Source organism: Bombilactobacillus sp. ESL1187, assembly GCF_058107155.1.
Genome location: NZ_JBYLTZ010000001.1, coordinates 1,613,281 through 1,630,675 on the forward strand (window position 1 = coordinate 1,613,281; position 17,395 = coordinate 1,630,675).

A 17,395-nucleotide genomic window follows, 5' to 3' on the forward strand; every position below is an offset into this window, starting at 1 on the left:
AATTTATTGTGGATTAGTAGTAGCAGGTGGTGTTGCTGGCGTAGTTGGGGCAGTATTACCAGGACTCACGGAACCGGTTGTCGGATTAGTCGTGGTGTTGTTAGTAGTATTATTATTAGAACTAGATGAGCTACTATTATTATGAGAATCATTAGTAGTTTCATGATTATTATTGGTGTCTGGTTGATTACTTGAGGCACTATTGCCGTCAGTAGTATTAGTGGAACTTTCGCTGGAACTGTCAACTTCAGAGTCATTATTACCAGTACCACGATTGGGAATCACAGCATCATTATCTTCAGCATTAGTTAGAGAACTATGACCGGTATTATGCCGTGCTGGTGGTAAGTTCTTTGGCCGCTTACTACGTAAATATAAAACATTAGTCCCACTGACACGTACGACACTATGTGGTTTTTTCCAATCTGAATTGGTTTTGGAAGCAGCCAGATAGCGCATTAGACGTTGGTAAACTTGACCGGCAATTTTTTGCTGATTCTGGTCAACGCCGGCTTGACTCGGATTATCAAAGCCCGTCCAAACGCCAATTGCGTAATGCTTAGTGTAACCGGCAAACCAAGAATCCTTGGCGGTATTACTTAAAGCTGGATTTCTCGCTAGTTCAGTGTCGCTATAATTAGTCGTACCGGTTTTACCAGCTTGATGTAAGCCACTAATATAAGCTTGAGAACCCATTCCACTAGGTTGAACAACGTCCTTTAAAATATCGGTAATCATATAAGCAGTCCCGGCACTCATGACTTTTTTACTAGTAGTATCATAATCGTGGACTAAACCATCTGTTGTTTGAATTTTGGAAATATATTGTGGCTGATGATAAGTTCCGCTGTTAGCAAAAGCGCTATATGCGCTTGCTAATTGTAAACTGGAGACGTCACTACCGATACCAGCCGAGAGACCTTGTTTATACGGAACATTAATCCCCAAATTGTTAGCAAATTTTCGGGCTTTGTTAAAGCCGACAGCTTGTAGAGTTTTAACAGCGGGTACGTTACGCGATTGGGCCAAGGCAGTTCTAATTGTCATCGCGCCATCGTAAGAATGATCCCAATTTTGTAAAGCAATGCTAGTACCAGGATAAGTGTAAGGTTCATCCGTAATAATATGGTTAGTACTCCATTTTAAATTTTGAATTGCGGGACCATAATCTAGGATCGGCTTCATTGTGGAACCGTTACTACGAGTAGTTTGCACTGCTCGATTCAAGCCTAATTGAACATTACCTAATTTACGACCACCAATCATGGCTACTACAGCTCCAGTATTCGGATCAACGACCGAAACGGCAGTTTGTAAATGTTGACTATTAAATAAGCCATAGGCATCATTATTAACTAAATCATAGAGATATTTTTGGGCTTTTAAATTCATATTAACGGTGATTTTTAGATTATCGCGATAAGGATCTAAGCCCTTGGCCTTGGTTTCTTGGATGACTTGTTTAATATAAGAATCCACAATCATTTTATTTTCACCGACCCCAGAATTAGGCCGATAAGGTTTTAAACCTGTAGTGATAGGAGTTTGTTGGGCTGATTGTAATTGGCTAGCGGAAATTTTGTGATTGTCGTACATGGCTTGTAAGACACTGTCACGTCTTTTTTTCGCCGCCTGAGGATTGCCATAAGGATTGTAGTTATTAGGGGCCTGAGGCATGCCAGCTAGTAACGCAATTTGCGGTAGTGTTAATTGATTTAACTTCTGACCAAAGTAATACTGTGCCGCTGTTTGAAAACCATAGGTGCCATTAGCTAAATAAACTTTATTCATGTAATATTCTAAAATTTGATCTTTAGAAAAATTACGTTCAACTTTCGCGGCTAACCAGACTTCTTGCATTTTACGTTTAATCGTTTGATCAGATTTTTTAGTGGAGAAGACTGACAATTTGATTAATTGTTGAGTTAAAGTACTACCACCTTGTAGTTGTCCGCCTCGTAAATTGTTAACAGCCGCCAACAAAATTCGAATCGGATTAACGCCGAAATGTTCTTTATAAAAGTGCCGATCTTCAATGGAGACCACAGCATTACGCATATTTTGTGGCACCTTATCAATAGTGACGTAAGTCCGATTTTGGTTACCTAAAGTAGTAATTTCGTGCCCGTGCTGGTCGTAAATACTGGAGGAACCACCACTTTGTAAAACTTCAGAATTAATTTTAGGTGCACTCAAACCATAATAAATAAAAATGGCAATTAAAATTGCCATGATTGCAATAATTAAAGAAACGAACAGTTTAATAATGGAATGCTTGTGTTTGGGAGTTTGATGATAGCGTGCTAGGCGTGAATCATTCATATAATTATAAATCCTCCTGGGCTGCTTGAATTAATTGTTGACAGGCTTGTAAATAAGGTAGAATAGGATTATAGCCTGCTTGAATTTCAATAGAATTTTGTTGAATAAAAGTGAACGTCATAGATTTTTTGCCGCCCTGTTTGGCCTGAGCCCAAAATTTAATTAATTTGTGGGCGGGTAAAATAAAATAGCGACCTAGAGTTACAAATTTAATAATAACAAAACAGATCCCCTTTTGCTGTAAACATTGGTCTAAGTGCTGAATCTGATGTTCATGAAAGTTACTTAGTGGAAAAGAAGTTTTGTGGCGCGTTTCTTTGGCTTCAAAATCAATATAGTATCCTTGATAAACGCCATTATAATCCGTCGTTGAAGCTTGTCGAAAATAAGCTTCTTTGATGACCGCGCGGCTGCGCTTAGGATAATCAACTTTCACAATTTGAATAGGAGTAGGTTTTTTATAAATGACTGCTAAATTATGATGACGATAATAATTATTACTTTCGTTAATTTCTTGTTCTAAGGTCATCCCCCGGTCACCAAAGATTGTTGGTTGATTAATGGCTGACTTGTGGGGAGAAATTCCTTTGGGATAATTGATAGTCAAGTTAAGTCACTCCTAGTCGATGAATATTATAGCATGCTTAAAGTTCTGTGTTAGGAAGAATGGATTAAAATGCAAACAATTCAAAATTTATGGATTAGCGGCTACCGTGCTTTTGAATTACAAATTTTTAAAGCCGATGATCCCAAGCAAAAAGTTTTAGAAGCTTTTTTAGTCAAACAATTATTAAGTTATTGTGATCAAGGCTTGCAGTGGGTTTTGACGGGCGGCTATTTGGGAGTCGAGCAAGCAGCGGTTCGTGCGGTGCAAGATCCTAGCTTAAAAGCTTACCAATTAAAAGTAGCGGTCATCTTACCATTTCAGGGCATAGCGGATCGTTGGAAGGAAAAAAATCGGCAAGTATATGCCCAAACTTTACACTTAGCTGATTATCACAATAGTGTGAGCCATCAATCATATCACACTCCACAGCAATTTAAAAATTGGCAGCAATTTATGCTAACACATACTGATGGCAGTTTTTTAATTTATGATCTAGAGCATCCCGGTAAAAGCCAATATGAATATCAAGCTATCCAACAGTACCAACAGCAGCACGACTACTCGTTAAAATTAGCTAGTTTTTATGATTTACAGGATTTTGTAACTGATCAACAGGAATTTTAAGAAAAACTAAAAGTGATGTAGTTTTTTTGTGTGGTTCCCAAACTTTTTGCTATACTTGTTAAGTAAGATAGGGGTGTAAGCCAAATGAAAGAAATCAAACTAGATCCAAAACAAATTGTTGAAAAAAGATTCAAAAATGCAGTTCATGGCTACAACGGTAAAGACGTTGATGCTTTCTTGGATGAAGTTATTCAAGATTATGAGGCTTTTGCTGCTAATATTGAAGAGTTAAAAACTAAAAATCGGGAATTAACTGAAAAATTAGAGCAAGCTCCCGCACAACCCAAAGTCGTTCAGCAACGCTCAGTGGAAGCTGAGTCAGTAGTTACACCAGAAGCCACGAGTGAAACTTCTGCACCGGGAACTACCAATTATGATATTTTAAAACGTTTATCTAATTTGGAACGACACGTTTTTGGACAAAGTGTCGAGCCACGAACTACTAATAATTATGCCTCAACCAACACTACAACAGCGCAACAACCAATTATTCATTCTAGTGAACAATTACGAGATCAAAATAATTAAACAATTAGTCTGGTAATTAAATTTAAAATAGCGTATGATAATAAGAGCAGGTTTTGAGTAATCGCTGCTTGTTTGAAACAAGTTGAGGAAAGTCCACGCCGGCACAGGCTGCAATGCCTGTAGTGTTCGTGTTCAGCCCAATAAGCTGGAGTATTCATTTATTTGAATAACGGCGATGAAATGGCTAAGGTCAATGGCTAAGTCAAAGTAATCTGAAAGTGCCACAGAAACGCAATTTTTTGGAAACAAAAAAATGGAACGGGTAAACCCCGCGAGCAGGAAACCCAAACTTTGGTAGGGGAGTTTTGACACGGGAAATTAAACTCACGTCAAAAACACATTTTGTGTAGATAGATGATTACTGAAAGTCAGTTTGGTCACACTGACTGGAACAAAACGTGGCTTATAGAAACCTGTAGGCCAAAAGAGGCGGACGTTAAGTTCGCCTCTTTTTTTAGAAATTGAAATAAAAACCTATGCCAACGTGTATGACTTTTTGGTCTTAATGGTCTGTAATTGCGTTAAATGGCAGAATAGCTTGACGTAGTCAGTATTATTTTGGGTTCGAACCTAATTTTTAAAAATTAAACTGGATGACCCAGTCATAATGTTTTGGTTGAATTAATATTTTTAGAGTATTTTTGGTAAATCATTGATGAAAAATTGAACTGTTTAGATTGAAAGTAAAAAGGAGATTCATATGAAGTTATTAGCAACCATGGCCAGCGGATTTGAAGCGGTCACTAAAAAAGAATTGCAAGAACTAGGCTTTACCATTTCGCAAGTTGATACAGGCAAAGTTTATTTTGATAGTGATTTAGCAGCCATTGTACAAACGAATTTGTGGTTACGCAGTGCGGATCGGATTAAAATTGTCTTGGCCGAATTTCCGGCAACGTCCTTTGAAGAATTATTTACAGGAGTTCAGAACTTAGCTTGGGATCAATGGCTGCCCTTAGATGCTGCTTTTCCAGTGAAGGGTCGGTCGGTCCGCTCGAAACTGCATTCGGAACCAGATATTCAAGCCATCACTAAAAAAGCAATTGTTGATAAAATGGCTGCAGTTTATCACCGCCGTGGGCGTTTGCCTGAAAGTGGGAGCACTTTTCAAATTGAGGTGCGCATTGTCAAAGATCAAGTGGAGTTGACCTTAGATACCACGGGCGATTCTTTGTTTAAACGTGGTTATCGGATCGAACACGGTGGTGCACCACTCAAAGAAAATTTTGCCGCCGCGTTAATATTGTTAACGCCGTGGCGAGCAACTGATCCTTTTTATGATCCAACGACAGGTTCGGGCACAATTGCTATTGAAGCGGCCTTGATTGGGCGCCATATTGCTCCAGGACTGCAGCGCCATTTTGCGTTTGAAAATTTTGATTGGTTTGATGATCAATTGTTAGTACAAGCAAAACAAGCAGCTACTGATCAAATTTTGCCGAGTGGTCAGTTACAAATTGGGGCCAGTGATATAGATGGCTCGATGATTGATGTGGCTAAATTAAATGCGCATCAAGCGGGTGTTTTGCATGATATTAATTTTAAGCAATTAGCGGTCAAAGATTTACGTTTGCAACGACAAGACGGCATTTTAATTGCTAATCCGCCTTACGGTAAACGTATGCAGGATCAGACAAAAGTGCATCAATTATACCAGCAGATGGGGAATAGTTTTCGGCAGTTGACGACGTGGAGTAAATATTATTTAACTAGTGATTTAGAATTTGCTAAATATTACGGTCAAAAACCGACTAAGCGACGCAAACTATATAATGGTGCCTTGAGAACCGATCTATTTCAATATTGGGGTCATCCAACTTATAAAAAATGACGCCGAATCATGTCGATAATTAGTAAAAGTGATAATAAAATCATAATAATAATGGAAATGATCCAAGACCATGGACTGCTAGCTAAAGGCAAATGCATATTCATTCCGTAGAAGCCGACCACGATTGATGGAATTGTTAATATTAACGAATAAACCGTTAAATAACGCATGACATCATTGGTTTCATTATTTAATAAATTGTTATAAGTTCCCGATAGTTGTTGGGCAATTTCATTGATTAATTGAAAGTTTTTGAAAGCTTGAGTAGCTTCGATGCGTGCGGAATTAAAATGCTGATGAGTGACATGATCTAGTTGCAAATGATTATCATTTGAATTAAAAAAAGCAGTTAATTCATCAATTAAATCTGCATTGCCCGTGGTGGAAGTGACACCAAAGGTAATTTTAGTTTGTAAATTAGCTAATTGATTGATGGTTGCTGAACGATGGCGATGGTGCTCAAATTCCATCTCAATCTGTTCTTGTTCATCATAAAACTGTTTAACTTTATCTAAAAAGTCATCAGAAATTTGCTGAATTAAATCAGCGAAGATACGAAAAGTTAAATTTTGCTCGTCTGGATAATTGCTAACAAAATCGCGTAAGTATTGGATGATGTGTTGACTTTGGTCATTGGTAAAGCAAATTATTTGTTTACGGTTAGCAAATAGGGTGACTGATTGAACCGAAGTGGTGAGCGTTTGTTTTTGATTTGGAATAGATAAAACCATTAAAAAGCTGTGGGTTAATTGATCATAGGTAATACGGGGGCGCTCAAATTTATCAAGTGCGTAATTGATGATTTCACGTGTGACATGGTAGTTTTGGATTAAGTCACTTTGTTCAGTCGCGTTAATATTATGAGCGTCGATAATTTGGATGGGTAATTGGTGAGAATAATTTGTGATCATCGGTTTGTCCTCAATTATTACAATTTTGGTTTTATCATAAACTTTTTACAATTTTTTGTCAGCAAATTGGGAATCAAACTGCAATATGGTAAAATTTGCTTAAATCATTCAAAGTTAATTGTGAGGTTAACATGCTTAAAAAATTTCATTATCAAAAAGTTAATCAGATTAACGCCTTGTTATGGTGTTGGCTCTGGATTTTATTATTTATTGGCGGTATTTTACAATTAGAATCAGATAGACTCAATTACGGAGCACTTGCCATCATAATTGGGACTATTTTAGTCGGCGGCTGGATTCTGATTCATAGTCGCTTACAGATTAATGTCCAACAACAAACAATCCAATTATCCGGTTTAATAGCTTCACAACAACGGCAAATTTTAGTTAAAGAAGTACAAATGATTAGTTATCATCATGGTGTTTGTACTATTAAGATTAATTCTCGTCAATCCGGATTATTCAAATTAATAATTCTACCGAAAGCTTATCATGTACTGCAACAATTAATTAATGATAGGAGGGGTATTTAATGAAAACAGATATTGAAATTGCTCAGGAGAACGAACGTACAGCTATGTGGCCAATTCAAAAGGTTGCTGCCCAGTTAGGTTTAACTGCTGCGGATTTGGAACCTTATGGCAATGATAAGGCCAAGATCACTGTCCAAGCACAACAAGCGGCCCAAAAAAGACCTTTAGGTAAACTGATTTTGGTCACAGCGATGAGTCCGACACCGATGGGTGAAGGCAAATCGACGGTTTTGATTGGTTTAGCAGATGCGTTAAAGCAACTGCAACAATCAGCTGTGGTAGCCATGCGTGAGCCTTCTTTGGGACCGGTGATGGGACTAAAAGGTGGGGCAGCTGGCGGTGGTTTTGCGCAAGTAGTACCCATGGAAGATATTAATTTACACTTTACTGGTGATTTGCATGCTTTAACGGCGGCTATTAATACGTTAGCAGCTTTAATTGATAATCATTTACAACAAGGAAATCAGTTACAATTGGATCCAAGACAGATTACTTGGCAACGGGCATTAGATGTGAATGATCGGGCTTTACGCCACACGGTCATTGGTCTAGGTGGTAAAACTTCCGGTTATGTTCGCGAAGAATCCTTTCAAATCACTGTAGCTTCTGAATTAATGGCCATTTTATGTCTGGCGACTGATTTAACAGATTTGAAAAAGCGTTTGGGGCAAATTTTAATTGGCTATACTTATGATCAACAGCCAGTATTTGTACGGGATTTAAAGGCACAAGGAGCGTTAGCGTTATTACTAAAAGATGCCATTAAACCCAATTTGGTGCAAACACTAGAGCATACACCGGTTTTAATTCATGGCGGTCCGTTTGCTAATATCGCTCATGGCTGTAATAGTTTAATTGCTACTAATTTAGCCTTACATTTGGGCGATTATGCTTTAACGGAAGCCGGTTTTGGTGCTGATTTAGGTGCGGAGAAGTTTTTAGACATTGTGACGCCACATTTGGCTAAAACTCCCGATGTAGCAGTGGTAGTAGCGACTGTCCGTGCTTTAAAATATAATGGTGGCCAAGCTCAAGCGAATTTAACCACACCCGATTTGGCTGCATTAGAAAAAGGTTTTAGTAACTTAAAGCGGCACATTCAGAATTTACAAAAAGCGGGCGTATCGGTATTAGTGGCTTTGAATCAATTTGCTAGTGACAGTGCAGACGAATTAGCGTTAGTGCAGACATTATGTCAAAAATTAGGAGTCAAAGCTTATCCTGTCACAGTGCATCAAGATGGTGGTGCTGGGGCTTTGAATTTAGCCCAAGCCTTAATTGATCAAACTACCGTGAATCATTATCAACGTCTGTATCAAAATTCATTGCCTATCGTTACGAAAATCAAAACCATTGCCCAACAGGTCTATGGCGCGCAAGATATTGTTTTAAGTCCGAAAGCGCAAAAGCAAATTCGGCAAATTGAACAGCAAGGCTGGGCTAATTTACCAATTTGTATTGCTAAAACACAATACTCCTTTAGTGATGATCCGAAAAAATTAGGAGCTCCCAGTGATTTTGTGTTACATGTCCAAGAATTACAACCCAAATTGGGTGCCGGCTTCTTAGTAGTTTTAACTGGCAATGTTTTGACCATGCCTGGTTTACCGAAGCAGCCCGCTGCTTTAAATATGGATATTGATGAACATGATCAGATTACTGGCTTATTTTAAAAAGCTATGATCAAAGCTGAAAATTAACCTGGGTTTTTGGTGTTTGGAATATGATAATAATGAACGCTTCGTGGCAATTGGTACAATTTTTTGCCGTATCGCTGTAACTTGATTATGTCGATCAGGGTGACAATCAATCTATTTTATTTATCTTTGAGGATTACTAATGATAATTTATATTTTAATAATTTTGCTGGGTTTACTGGTTGACCAATTAGTTAAATGGTGGTCAATTACGCAGATCCCGTTTGAACACGTGCGGACAATTATCCCGGGTATTTTGGGATTGACGCGGATTAATAATCACGGTGCTGCCTATAATCTTTTTTCTGGAAAAATGTTATTATTTTATGGAGTAACATTGATTGTAGTTGTTTGTTTGGGTTACATGCTGTTTCAGGGCAAAGATCGTTCCCCCTGGTTATTAACCAGTTTGTCCTTATTAATAGCTGGTAGTCTGGGCAATGTCTGTGATCGTTTGTTTCGGGGCTATGTAGTTGATATGATTGCCTTAAGTTTGGGTAATTGGCCGTTATTGAACTTTGTTTGTAATGTTGCTGATATTCTTATTACAGTGGGCGTAGTTTTATTAGTAATTTATCTATTTAAATCAGAACAGGAAGAGTCTTAAGTTGCAAACATTTACTTTTATTAATTTACAAGCTAATCAGCGTTTAGATAAAGCCATTTTAGCGCAAAGACCGGATTTAACGCGTTCGCAGTTACAAAGATGGATTAAAGCTGGTCAAGTGTTAGTTGATGGTCAAGCTGTTACCAAAACTGGGACCAAAATTAAGGCTGATGTGACGGTGCAAGTTACCCCCTTAGCTTTAAAGCCCTTAAAGGCTTTTGCACAAGATTTGCCTTTAGATGTGGTTTATGAAGATGCCGATGTTTTAGTAGTCAACAAGCCACAGGGGATGGTCGTCCATCCATCGGCTGGTCATCCAGATCAGACTTTAGTTAATGCTATTTTGTATCACACTAAGGTTCAAAGTTCAGATACGATTCGTCCGGGAATTGTTCATCGAATTGATAAAGATACGTCAGGACTATTAATGGTGGCTAAAACCCAGTTAGCCCAAGACTCCTTAAGTCAACAATTACAAAATAAAACTAATTTACGCCGCTATTTAGCAATCGTTCATCATCCTTTTACAGAACAGGAGGGGACGATTGAAGCGCCAATCGGGCGTGATCCCAACAAACGTCAGCAACAAGCGGTAGTAGCCAATGGAAAAAAAGCTGTTACTCATTTTAAAGTGTTAGAGAATTTTTCAGATTATGCTTTGATTGAGTGTCAATTAGAAACGGGGCGTACGCATCAAATTCGGGTGCATTTACAGTATATTGGTCATCCAGTAGCGGGTGATCCACTGTACGGACCACGGCATACCTTAGCAGGTAATGGACAATTTTTACATGCACAATGTTTAGGCTTTACGCATCCCCGAACGAAGCAGTGGTTAGAGTTTGAAGTACAGCCACCGCAGATATTTCAGCAACAACTGCAACAATTACGAGCAATGACGCAGATGTCGCACCATCTTTAATTAAAGTACAGATCAGTTGACTAGGGGAGAATCAAAATGGAAAAAGAAATTGTTGATAGTAAGACAATGAAACGGACTTTAACGCGCATTACCTATGAAATTATTGAAAAAAATAAAGGTGACCAAAATTTAGTTTTAATAGGTGTTAAAACGCGCGGCGCCTTTTTGGCACAACGTATCCAAAATCGTTTACGTCAATTAGAGGAATATGAAGTTCCACAATTTGATTTAGATGTGTCTGAGTTTCGTGATGATGAAAAAAAGACACATGGTGCACCACCCCAGTTTACGGCTGCTGATATTGATAATAAAAATGTGGTTTTAGTAGATGATGTTTTGTATACAGGCCGGACCATTCGGGCAGCGTTAGATGCCATTATGAGTATTGGTCGTCCTGGGAAAATTTCTTTGGCTGTGTTAATTGATCGTGGTCATCGTGAATTACCAATTCGGGCCGATTATGTGGGCAAGAATATTCCAACTTCTCGGCAAGAGGAAATCAAAGTTTCAATGGCCGAAATTGATGATGCAGATGGCGTGGAGATTATCCATGATGACAACCGAAACTAGATATTTAATTTTAGAAGATGGTACAGCGTTTGCGGGGGAAGCCATTGGTGCGCCAATTATTTCTACTGGTGAGTTGGTTCTAACCAATAATATGAATGGTTTTGAGCATGCTATTACTGATCAAACGTATAATGATCAAATTATTGTCTTTGCTAGTCCCATTGTTAGTACATCGGGGATGAATCGGGATGACTATGAATCGATTACGCCTAGTTGTAAGGGTGTAATTTTTGGTAGCGTGGCTTACCCACAGTTGGATAGTAATGATCCTAATTCGCTAAATTCTTTTTTGAAAAAAAGACGAATTCCGGGGATTACCAATTTGGATGTACAAGGTTTAACGCAACATCTACAACAAACTGGTTCCTTAAAAGCTAGTATTATGGACACCGCTGATGAGCATGCTCGTGATCAAATTCGCGCGTTGGTAATTCCCCGAGATCGGGTCAAAACGGTCTCCACTAAGCAACCTTATCCTAATCCTAATGTGGGATTTAAAATTGCAGTCGTTGATTTGGGATTGAAGTTTTCGTTGTTACGTCAATTATCTATTCGTAAGTGTGATTCGGTAATTTTGCCTTACAATACTTCAGCAGCGGAAATATTGGATTTGGCGCCAGATGCGGTGTTATTTACTAGTGGTCCTGGTAATCCACAAGAAATTCCGGATACCATTGCCACTTGCCAAGAATTAGAAGGCCAAATTCCGATTTTAGGAGTGGGATTAGGCCATTTGGTGGTGGCGTTGGCGAATGGTGCCGTGGTGCAAAAAATGCGTTTAGGGCATCATGGTTCGAACCTACCAACGCTCGAAATTGCTACGGAGAATATTGAATTTTCAAATCATAATCATAATTATGAAGTTAAATTAACGCCGGCGGCGCGGCGAAACTTCTTTGTGACATACCGTTGTTTGACGGATAATGTCATTGAAGGTTTACGACATCGCCGCGATCCGACTATGACCGTTCAATTCCAACCTGAAGCCGCTCCAGGTCCTCATGATGCTGATTATATTTTTGATGAGTTTATTGATATGATTAATTCCTTTGTTCAAGGTAAAAAATTATGATGAAAACCATTTTAGTTGTTGGGAATACTACCGGCTTGATGACTAACGAAAAGTTAGAACGTGAACGAGCCTTACGTGTAGCAATTCGCTGTTTTAAGCAAGATAGTTATCGAGTAGTTTTATTAACTGAAAATCGTGAATCACTAGCGAACTCTTTAGCGGACGAAGCAGTGATTGTTTATGATGAAATTAATGTCGCGACAATCAAAACCTTAATTAGTGAATATGCGATTGATTTAATCTTTCCAGGCTTTAGTGGAATTAATACACTGAACGTTTTTCGAAGTCTATTAAAAGATGAAGCTTTTCAAGCTAGCACTGTGGAACTTTTGAATTTTAATCAACAAAACTTAACGCTCAGTTTAAGCAAGCGTTCCCTGAATAAATATTTGCAAGATCACGGTTTCCGCTTGATTGAACATCAAAATGTTCAAACCTACCAAGAAGCGTTGGCATTTGCTCAACAGCAGACGTTTCCTGTGATTATTCGTTCTAATACAGTTGAACAAAAAATGCATTGGAATACGGTCAACAATACCAAACAATTAGTAGACTTTTTTCAAACGGGAATGACGGCTGATGGCTTTGAAATGGAGCGGGGCATTAATAACTTTAAAGAATTAACTTTGGTGACTTTGCGTGATAAATTTGATAACAGTGCTTTGATTTTTTCATCAGAGGATATGGATCCTATTGGAGTGCACTCGAATGATTCGACCAGTGTTGCCCCCGTTTTTTCCATTAATGATGCGCTATTTCAGCGTTTACGCAATGCCGTTTTGAAATTAACTTCACTCTTAAAAATTATTGGTACATGCACTTTTCATTTAGCTGTCGATGAAACGACGGCATCATTTTATGTTCTAGAAATTTCACCCGTTTTTCGTAGTAAAATCTTACCCTTAATTGCTAGTACGGGTTATCCTTTGTTTGAAGTGATTTGTCAGGTAAGTGTTGGTCAAAGACTGCAAAATCTGACAACTTTAACCAATTATCAGATGAACGCAGCCGTCGAACTAACGCCGAACCATTTAACTGCGCGCGTGCCTATTTGGCAAACACAAGATCGTAAACAATTGAAAGTCTTGTTAGGACCGCACCAAACTTCCAATGGAGCCATTGTAGTTAATGGTAATAACTTGGAAACTGTGATTATGAAGGCTTTTGCTGGTTTAGACTTACTGCACGATATCTTTTTGAAGCGTCCACTCAAATATTATAGTGATGAGCAGATTGAAGCTGATTTATTTCAAACCAAGGTGCGGCGAGTTTTGGTGATTTGTGAAGCTTTAATACGGGGCTTTGATTTAAAAGAAGTGCAAAGTTTTACCCATTATAACTGGGAATTTTTGCAGGCATTACAACATCTAATTAATTTAGCCCAAACATTGAGAGAACAAAAAGGTAATTTGCAATTGTACGCTCATAGTAAATTGTATGGTTTTGATGATTATTTGTTGGCTAAGTTTTGGCATTTAACATTGAGTCAAGCGCAGAAGTTAACGCAACAATTAGCGATTAACTCGGTGGAACAGCCGACCGCAACTTTATTGGATTTAGCGGCAACTAGTAAGATTAATGGTCATTACAGTACTTTTTTGTATGCACCACCTGTGATGCAACATTATCAAGTAGAAATTGATGGTTACCAAAACTCCGATATGTTGTCTAATTATGAACAAGTTTTGTTAACTCATAATTTGGTTCATTCGTTTCAAGATGATGGTTTTTCAACGGCAATTTTTGGTAATTTGTTAAGTAATGTGGACACTGCAACAACCGTGGATTTTTATTCTGATTCGCGCTGTTTACAGTCACATTTGTATAGTGAGCAAAATCAACTGCAATTGCGAATTAATACGCAAGAATTAAGTCATCAAAGTTACCAATTGACTATTTTTAATATTAGTAATTATTTAAAAATTTTACCAAGTGATGCGATTCAAGAAGTTGTCTTTGTTCAAGATCAAGAGCATCATACTTGGCTGTCGTCACCAATTACCACGATTTTTAAACATTTAAGTGCGCGGCGCTTAGAATTAACGTCGGTTCCAGGCAAGCACCGACCCAACTTAGTTAAGCAAGTTAACCATTATATTAAAACTTTTTTGCCAGATGTTCGTTATGGGACGTTAATTTTGCAAAAGCAACAAGTCATTCAAACCTTGGCTGGATTCACTACTAATATTGGTTTAATTCAACAAATTAATTCGAATTTTGTCAGCAATTTAGGCCACGTTTTATTAGGGATTAATTCGAATTACGCTAACAAACAGCAAGATTATTTTGGTAGTAAAATCACCTTAATTCAGCAAAAGAACGGCTTATATAGCAGTCGCTTGAGTTACTTTACGTTGCCCAATAAATAATCATGTACTTTAATCTAGTTTCATGAAATTTGTATGATTTTATTGCAAATAATCCTTTCAAAATTTTTAATTTTGGAAGGATTATTTTTTTAAAGAAAAGTGTTTTAAAGTTTCGCAAGGAAAATATAAAGTTGCTAGCTTAAAGAAGAAACTAGTTATTCCATTAAAAAATGTATTGGGAGCAACGATTGATTCAGGTATCTTAAATGAATTTAAAGGACTTCGCTGTCCAGGAACCAACCTTCCTAATTATGCTGGCGGTACTTATTTAAAAAATAATGAAAAAGTTTTTTTCAATGTCAAGCGTTCGAGTTGTCCGATTGTGATTCAATTACAGAATGAGCTGTATTCTAGACTAGTTTTAGGAGTTGACGCTCCTAAAAAAACAGTTAATCTAATCAATAACAATATTTAGATATGTGCTTCAGGTTTTAATTCAGAGTAAAGAGAGTTGATGTTAATGTTGATTGCAAATAATGGTATTAAACTAAGACACTTCAATGTTTCTGATGCGCAGCAAATGTTTACTAATTGGGCAAGTGACAGTTTGGTGACTAAGTATTTAACGTGGACACCACATCAATCGCAACAAGAGAGCTTAAGACGGATTCAGGCAATTAAAAAGAACGATGATCAATTTATTTGGGGGATTGAATTGCCCAGCCAACAATTAGTGGGTGAGATCTCCGTGGTCCACCTAAATCAATCCTTGAAAATTGCCGAAGTTGGTTATGTTTTAGGTTCTAAATGGTGGAATCAAGGGATTATGACAGAAGCACTGGCTAGGATTAACCAATATTTATTATTAGAACGTAGTTTTAACCGGGTTGAATGTCGCTATGATTTGTGTAATTCAGCTTCGGGAGCTGTGATGAAAAAAAGTGGCATGCGGTTTGAGGGAGTGGCACGCCGAGCAGGAAAAAATAATCAAGGAATTTGTGACGAGGGAATCTATTCGATGATTCAAGCGGACTATAACTAAATTTAGTAATTAATGACAGATCTTTAATACTAGTTATTGTTTCCATACAGTTGCTTTAAATCTTAAACGGACGTAATTTTTTGCTTTGTCCAAATTTTAGCAGCTTCTTTGGCTTCCAAATTGCAGTATCATTTTTTTGTTTCATTACTTTACTTTTATTCTGAGCTCTCCTTATAAAAGTATCATGAAAGGATTTAGATTTTATTAATTTTTGATGTAAAGAACGTCAACAAAAAAAGAAGTGTTTACACGTATTACTTTCAAAATTGTAGTTTGCTTGGACTTTTTGAAAGTAATATGCTTAACACTTCTAATAACAAATTAGTAAATAATGATGAGAATAATGTTACACACAAATCTTAAGTAAAACTTATTTGCTTTGCCGGTTGGCGGCGTTGCGCGCAAAGATTAAAACTAAAATAAAATTTAACAAGATAGTGAAACCGGTGGTCCAAAAAACGGTCGCGTAATTGTAAACGCCAGATAAGGTAGACCCCATCAAAGAACCAATCACTGAACCTAGAGCTTGAAAAGACTGATTGTAACTAAAAATTCGCCCAAAACTAGCAGTCGGACTATTCAAAGTTAAAACGGTTTGGGCTGCTGGTAACATCGCCGCACTAGCAATTCCTAGTAAAAAGCGCAGGGCTGCTAAGACCCAAGGCGAGTTAGTCAAGGCCATTGGTATGAATAAAAGTCCGCCGACAATTAGGCCAACACGCAAAACTTTGATCGGACCAATTTTGTCCATTTCGTGACCAACTTTCGAAGCAGCCAATAATGTTCCTAGTCCGGGTGTAGCGGCAACAATACCCGCAATTAAAGCAATACTATGACTATGGGGCACCATGGATTTAACGTATAGAGAAACGATTGGGTCAATCGACATGGTTGCTGATTGAACTAACATCGTAGTAATGAACATGATGATAATTAATTTTAAATTGGGCAAGGACCGCATAATTTCTTTCATTGGTTGCATTTTTTCACGAGCAATGGGTGTGAAGTCTTCGTGAACCAAAGTCGTTGTTCCCAAAAAGACGACAAACATTAAAAAGCCCGTAATGAAAAATGGTATGCGGTAGCCCCAAATATTACCAAATAAATGACCAAAAAAACTGGATAACGCTCCGCCTAATAACGGACCGATTAAATTGCCCGCAGTTCCGGCGGTCATCATTTGACTCATCACAAGACCACTTTTTTGATGTGGTGTTTCACTAGCGATTAAAGCAGTTGCGTTATTAATATAACCTGAAAACGCCCCTTGAATTAAGCGCATGATGATGATGTATAAGGCATTAGGGGCAAAGCCAATGGCTGAAATGGTGAGTGCCATGACCCCCGAAGCCCGCATACACATTAATTTACGACCCTTGCGATCAGCTAAATTCCCCCAGTAAGGAGAAACAATTGCCTGGGCAATAAAAGTGACAGCAAAAGCTAAACCGGAGTACAAATTGATTTGTAATTTGCTGTAGTGCCCTAGATCAGCAATAAACAACGAGATAAAGGGCATAGTCATCGAATAGCCCATCCCAGTAATAAAGCTGCCTAGCCACAAAGTATAAAACGCTTTGTGCCAGCCAGCAGGAAAGTGCACTGAATCTGCCATGAAAATCTTCCTTCATATTAAAGTTATATATTTAGTCTATCACATTTGCAATTTTTGAAAAAATTATTATTAATTACAGAAAAAGTGTTTTCCATTTGCCAGTCACATAAACTTATAGCGGTCAAAAATGGTTAATGAGATGTAGATAATCAAAGGCATAATCATCTTTTGTTTAAACGTTAATTAAGTGTTGATTTTTCTACTT

15 protein-coding genes and 1 other RNA gene are annotated in these 17,395 nt (G+C 37.8%); 12 read left to right on the forward strand and 4 right to left on the reverse strand.

The window, feature by feature from the left end; translation table 11 throughout:
* Positions 1-3: 3 nt before the first annotated feature.
* Together AC3B5B_RS07570 and recU are read right to left on the reverse strand one after the other, a co-directional pair.
* On the reverse strand, positions 4-2,322 hold the full coding sequence (locus tag AC3B5B_RS07570) for a transglycosylase domain-containing protein (RefSeq protein ID WP_489769772.1): 2,319 nt from the start codon (positions 2,320-2,322) through the stop codon (positions 4-6).
* Positions 2,323-2,326: 4 nt separating this feature from the next.
* Positions 2,327-2,929 carry a Holliday junction resolvase RecU gene (recU, locus tag AC3B5B_RS07575; protein ID WP_489757960.1) on the reverse strand — a complete coding sequence of 201 codons (603 nt, stop codon included), beginning with the start codon at positions 2,927-2,929 and terminating at the stop codon, positions 2,327-2,329.
* A 69-nt stretch (positions 2,930-2,998) separates the two neighbouring features.
* Between recU and AC3B5B_RS07580 the strand changes: the two genes are divergently transcribed.
* The 4 genes from AC3B5B_RS07580 to AC3B5B_RS07595 all read left to right on the forward strand — a co-directional run bounded on the left by AC3B5B_RS07580 (position 2,999) and on the right by AC3B5B_RS07595 (position 5,912).
* On the forward strand, positions 2,999-3,553 hold the full coding sequence (locus AC3B5B_RS07580; RefSeq protein WP_489757961.1) for an SLOG family protein: 555 nt from the start codon (positions 2,999-3,001) through the stop codon (positions 3,551-3,553).
* 84 nt (positions 3,554-3,637) lie between these two features.
* A complete protein-coding gene (gene gpsB, locus AC3B5B_RS07585) occupies positions 3,638-4,081 on the forward strand; it encodes a cell division regulator GpsB (RefSeq protein WP_489757962.1) in 444 nt (147 codons plus the stop codon).
* A gap of 49 nt (positions 4,082-4,130) precedes the next feature.
* Positions 4,131-4,492: RNase P RNA component class B (rnpB, locus tag AC3B5B_RS07590), an RNA gene on the forward strand.
* A 283-nt stretch (positions 4,493-4,775) separates the two neighbouring features.
* Positions 4,776-5,912, forward strand: coding sequence for a THUMP domain-containing class I SAM-dependent RNA methyltransferase (locus AC3B5B_RS07595; RefSeq protein ID WP_489758055.1), 1,137 nt, complete (start codon positions 4,776-4,778; stop codon positions 5,910-5,912).
* Here AC3B5B_RS07595 and AC3B5B_RS07600 read toward each other — a convergent pair.
* Positions 5,900-6,823 carry a magnesium transporter CorA family protein gene (locus AC3B5B_RS07600; protein ID WP_489757963.1) on the reverse strand — a complete coding sequence of 308 codons (924 nt, stop codon included), beginning with the start codon at positions 6,821-6,823 and terminating at the stop codon, positions 5,900-5,902. The two genes, AC3B5B_RS07595 and AC3B5B_RS07600, sit on opposite strands and share 13 nt — an antisense overlap.
* A 131-nt stretch (positions 6,824-6,954) precedes the next feature.
* Here AC3B5B_RS07600 and AC3B5B_RS07605 point away from each other — a divergent pair, with 131 nt between their 5' ends.
* From AC3B5B_RS07605 to AC3B5B_RS07640, 8 genes are all read left to right on the forward strand, one after another.
* A complete protein-coding gene (locus AC3B5B_RS07605; protein WP_489757964.1) occupies positions 6,955-7,356 on the forward strand; it encodes an EbsA family protein in 402 nt (133 codons plus the stop codon).
* A complete protein-coding gene (locus tag AC3B5B_RS07610; RefSeq protein WP_489769773.1) occupies positions 7,356-9,029 on the forward strand; it encodes a formate--tetrahydrofolate ligase in 1,674 nt (557 codons plus the stop codon). The genes AC3B5B_RS07605 and AC3B5B_RS07610 overlap by 1 nt, the downstream gene beginning before the upstream one ends.
* A 166-nt stretch (positions 9,030-9,195) precedes the next feature.
* A complete protein-coding gene (lspA, locus tag AC3B5B_RS07615; protein ID WP_489757966.1) occupies positions 9,196-9,660 on the forward strand; it encodes a signal peptidase II in 465 nt (154 codons plus the stop codon).
* A gap of 1 nt (position 9,661) precedes the next feature.
* Entirely contained in the window at positions 9,662-10,582 is a 921-nt protein-coding gene (locus tag AC3B5B_RS07620) for an RluA family pseudouridine synthase (RefSeq protein WP_489769774.1), read from the forward strand.
* A gap of 36 nt (positions 10,583-10,618) precedes the next feature.
* A complete protein-coding gene (gene pyrR, locus AC3B5B_RS07625; protein WP_489757968.1) occupies positions 10,619-11,152 on the forward strand; it encodes a bifunctional pyr operon transcriptional regulator/uracil phosphoribosyltransferase PyrR in 534 nt (177 codons plus the stop codon).
* On the forward strand, positions 11,133-12,224 hold the full coding sequence (locus AC3B5B_RS07630) for a carbamoyl phosphate synthase small subunit (protein ID WP_489757969.1): 1,092 nt from the start codon (positions 11,133-11,135) through the stop codon (positions 12,222-12,224). Before pyrR ends, AC3B5B_RS07630 begins: the two co-directional genes overlap by 20 nt.
* Positions 12,221-14,593 carry an ATP-binding protein gene (locus tag AC3B5B_RS07635; RefSeq protein ID WP_489757970.1) on the forward strand — a complete coding sequence of 791 codons (2,373 nt, stop codon included), beginning with the start codon at positions 12,221-12,223 and terminating at the stop codon, positions 14,591-14,593. Before AC3B5B_RS07630 ends, AC3B5B_RS07635 begins: the two co-directional genes overlap by 4 nt.
* A 460-nt stretch (positions 14,594-15,053) precedes the next feature.
* Positions 15,054-15,575 carry a GNAT family N-acetyltransferase gene (locus AC3B5B_RS07640; protein WP_489769775.1) on the forward strand — a complete coding sequence of 174 codons (522 nt, stop codon included), beginning with the start codon at positions 15,054-15,056 and terminating at the stop codon, positions 15,573-15,575.
* A gap of 370 nt (positions 15,576-15,945) precedes the next feature.
* On the opposite strand, the gene AC3B5B_RS07645 is transcribed toward AC3B5B_RS07640, so the two are convergent.
* A complete protein-coding gene (locus AC3B5B_RS07645) occupies positions 15,946-17,190 on the reverse strand; it encodes an MFS transporter (RefSeq protein ID WP_489769776.1) in 1,245 nt (414 codons plus the stop codon).
* Positions 17,191-17,395 lie beyond the last annotated feature (205 nt).

Bases quoted from the DNA above. Each gene is read 5' to 3' on its own strand.
- AC3B5B_RS07570 (WP_489769772.1), bottom strand. From the start codon at position 2,322: ATGAATGATTCACGCCTAGCACGCTATCATCAAACTCCCAAACACAAG.
- pyrR (WP_489757968.1), top strand. From the start codon at position 10,619: ATGGAAAAAGAAATTGTTGATAGTAAGACAATGAAACGGACTTTAACG.
- AC3B5B_RS07610 (WP_489769773.1), top strand. From the start codon at position 7,356: ATGAAAACAGATATTGAAATTGCTCAGGAGAACGAACGTACAGCTATG.
- gpsB (WP_489757962.1), top strand. From the start codon at position 3,638: ATGAAAGAAATCAAACTAGATCCAAAACAAATTGTTGAAAAAAGATTC.
- AC3B5B_RS07635 (WP_489757970.1), top strand. From the start codon at position 12,221: ATGATGAAAACCATTTTAGTTGTTGGGAATACTACCGGCTTGATGACT.
- AC3B5B_RS07645 (WP_489769776.1), bottom strand. From the start codon at position 17,190: ATGGCAGATTCAGTGCACTTTCCTGCTGGCTGGCACAAAGCGTTTTAT.
- AC3B5B_RS07600 (WP_489757963.1), bottom strand. From the start codon at position 6,823: ATGATCACAAATTATTCTCACCAATTACCCATCCAAATTATCGACGCT.
- lspA (WP_489757966.1), top strand. From the start codon at position 9,196: ATGATAATTTATATTTTAATAATTTTGCTGGGTTTACTGGTTGACCAA.
- AC3B5B_RS07605 (WP_489757964.1), top strand. From the start codon at position 6,955: ATGCTTAAAAAATTTCATTATCAAAAAGTTAATCAGATTAACGCCTTG.
- AC3B5B_RS07640 (WP_489769775.1), top strand. From the start codon at position 15,054: ATGTTGATTGCAAATAATGGTATTAAACTAAGACACTTCAATGTTTCT.
- AC3B5B_RS07630 (WP_489757969.1), top strand. From the start codon at position 11,133: ATGATGACAACCGAAACTAGATATTTAATTTTAGAAGATGGTACAGCG.
- AC3B5B_RS07580 (WP_489757961.1), top strand. From the start codon at position 2,999: ATGCAAACAATTCAAAATTTATGGATTAGCGGCTACCGTGCTTTTGAA.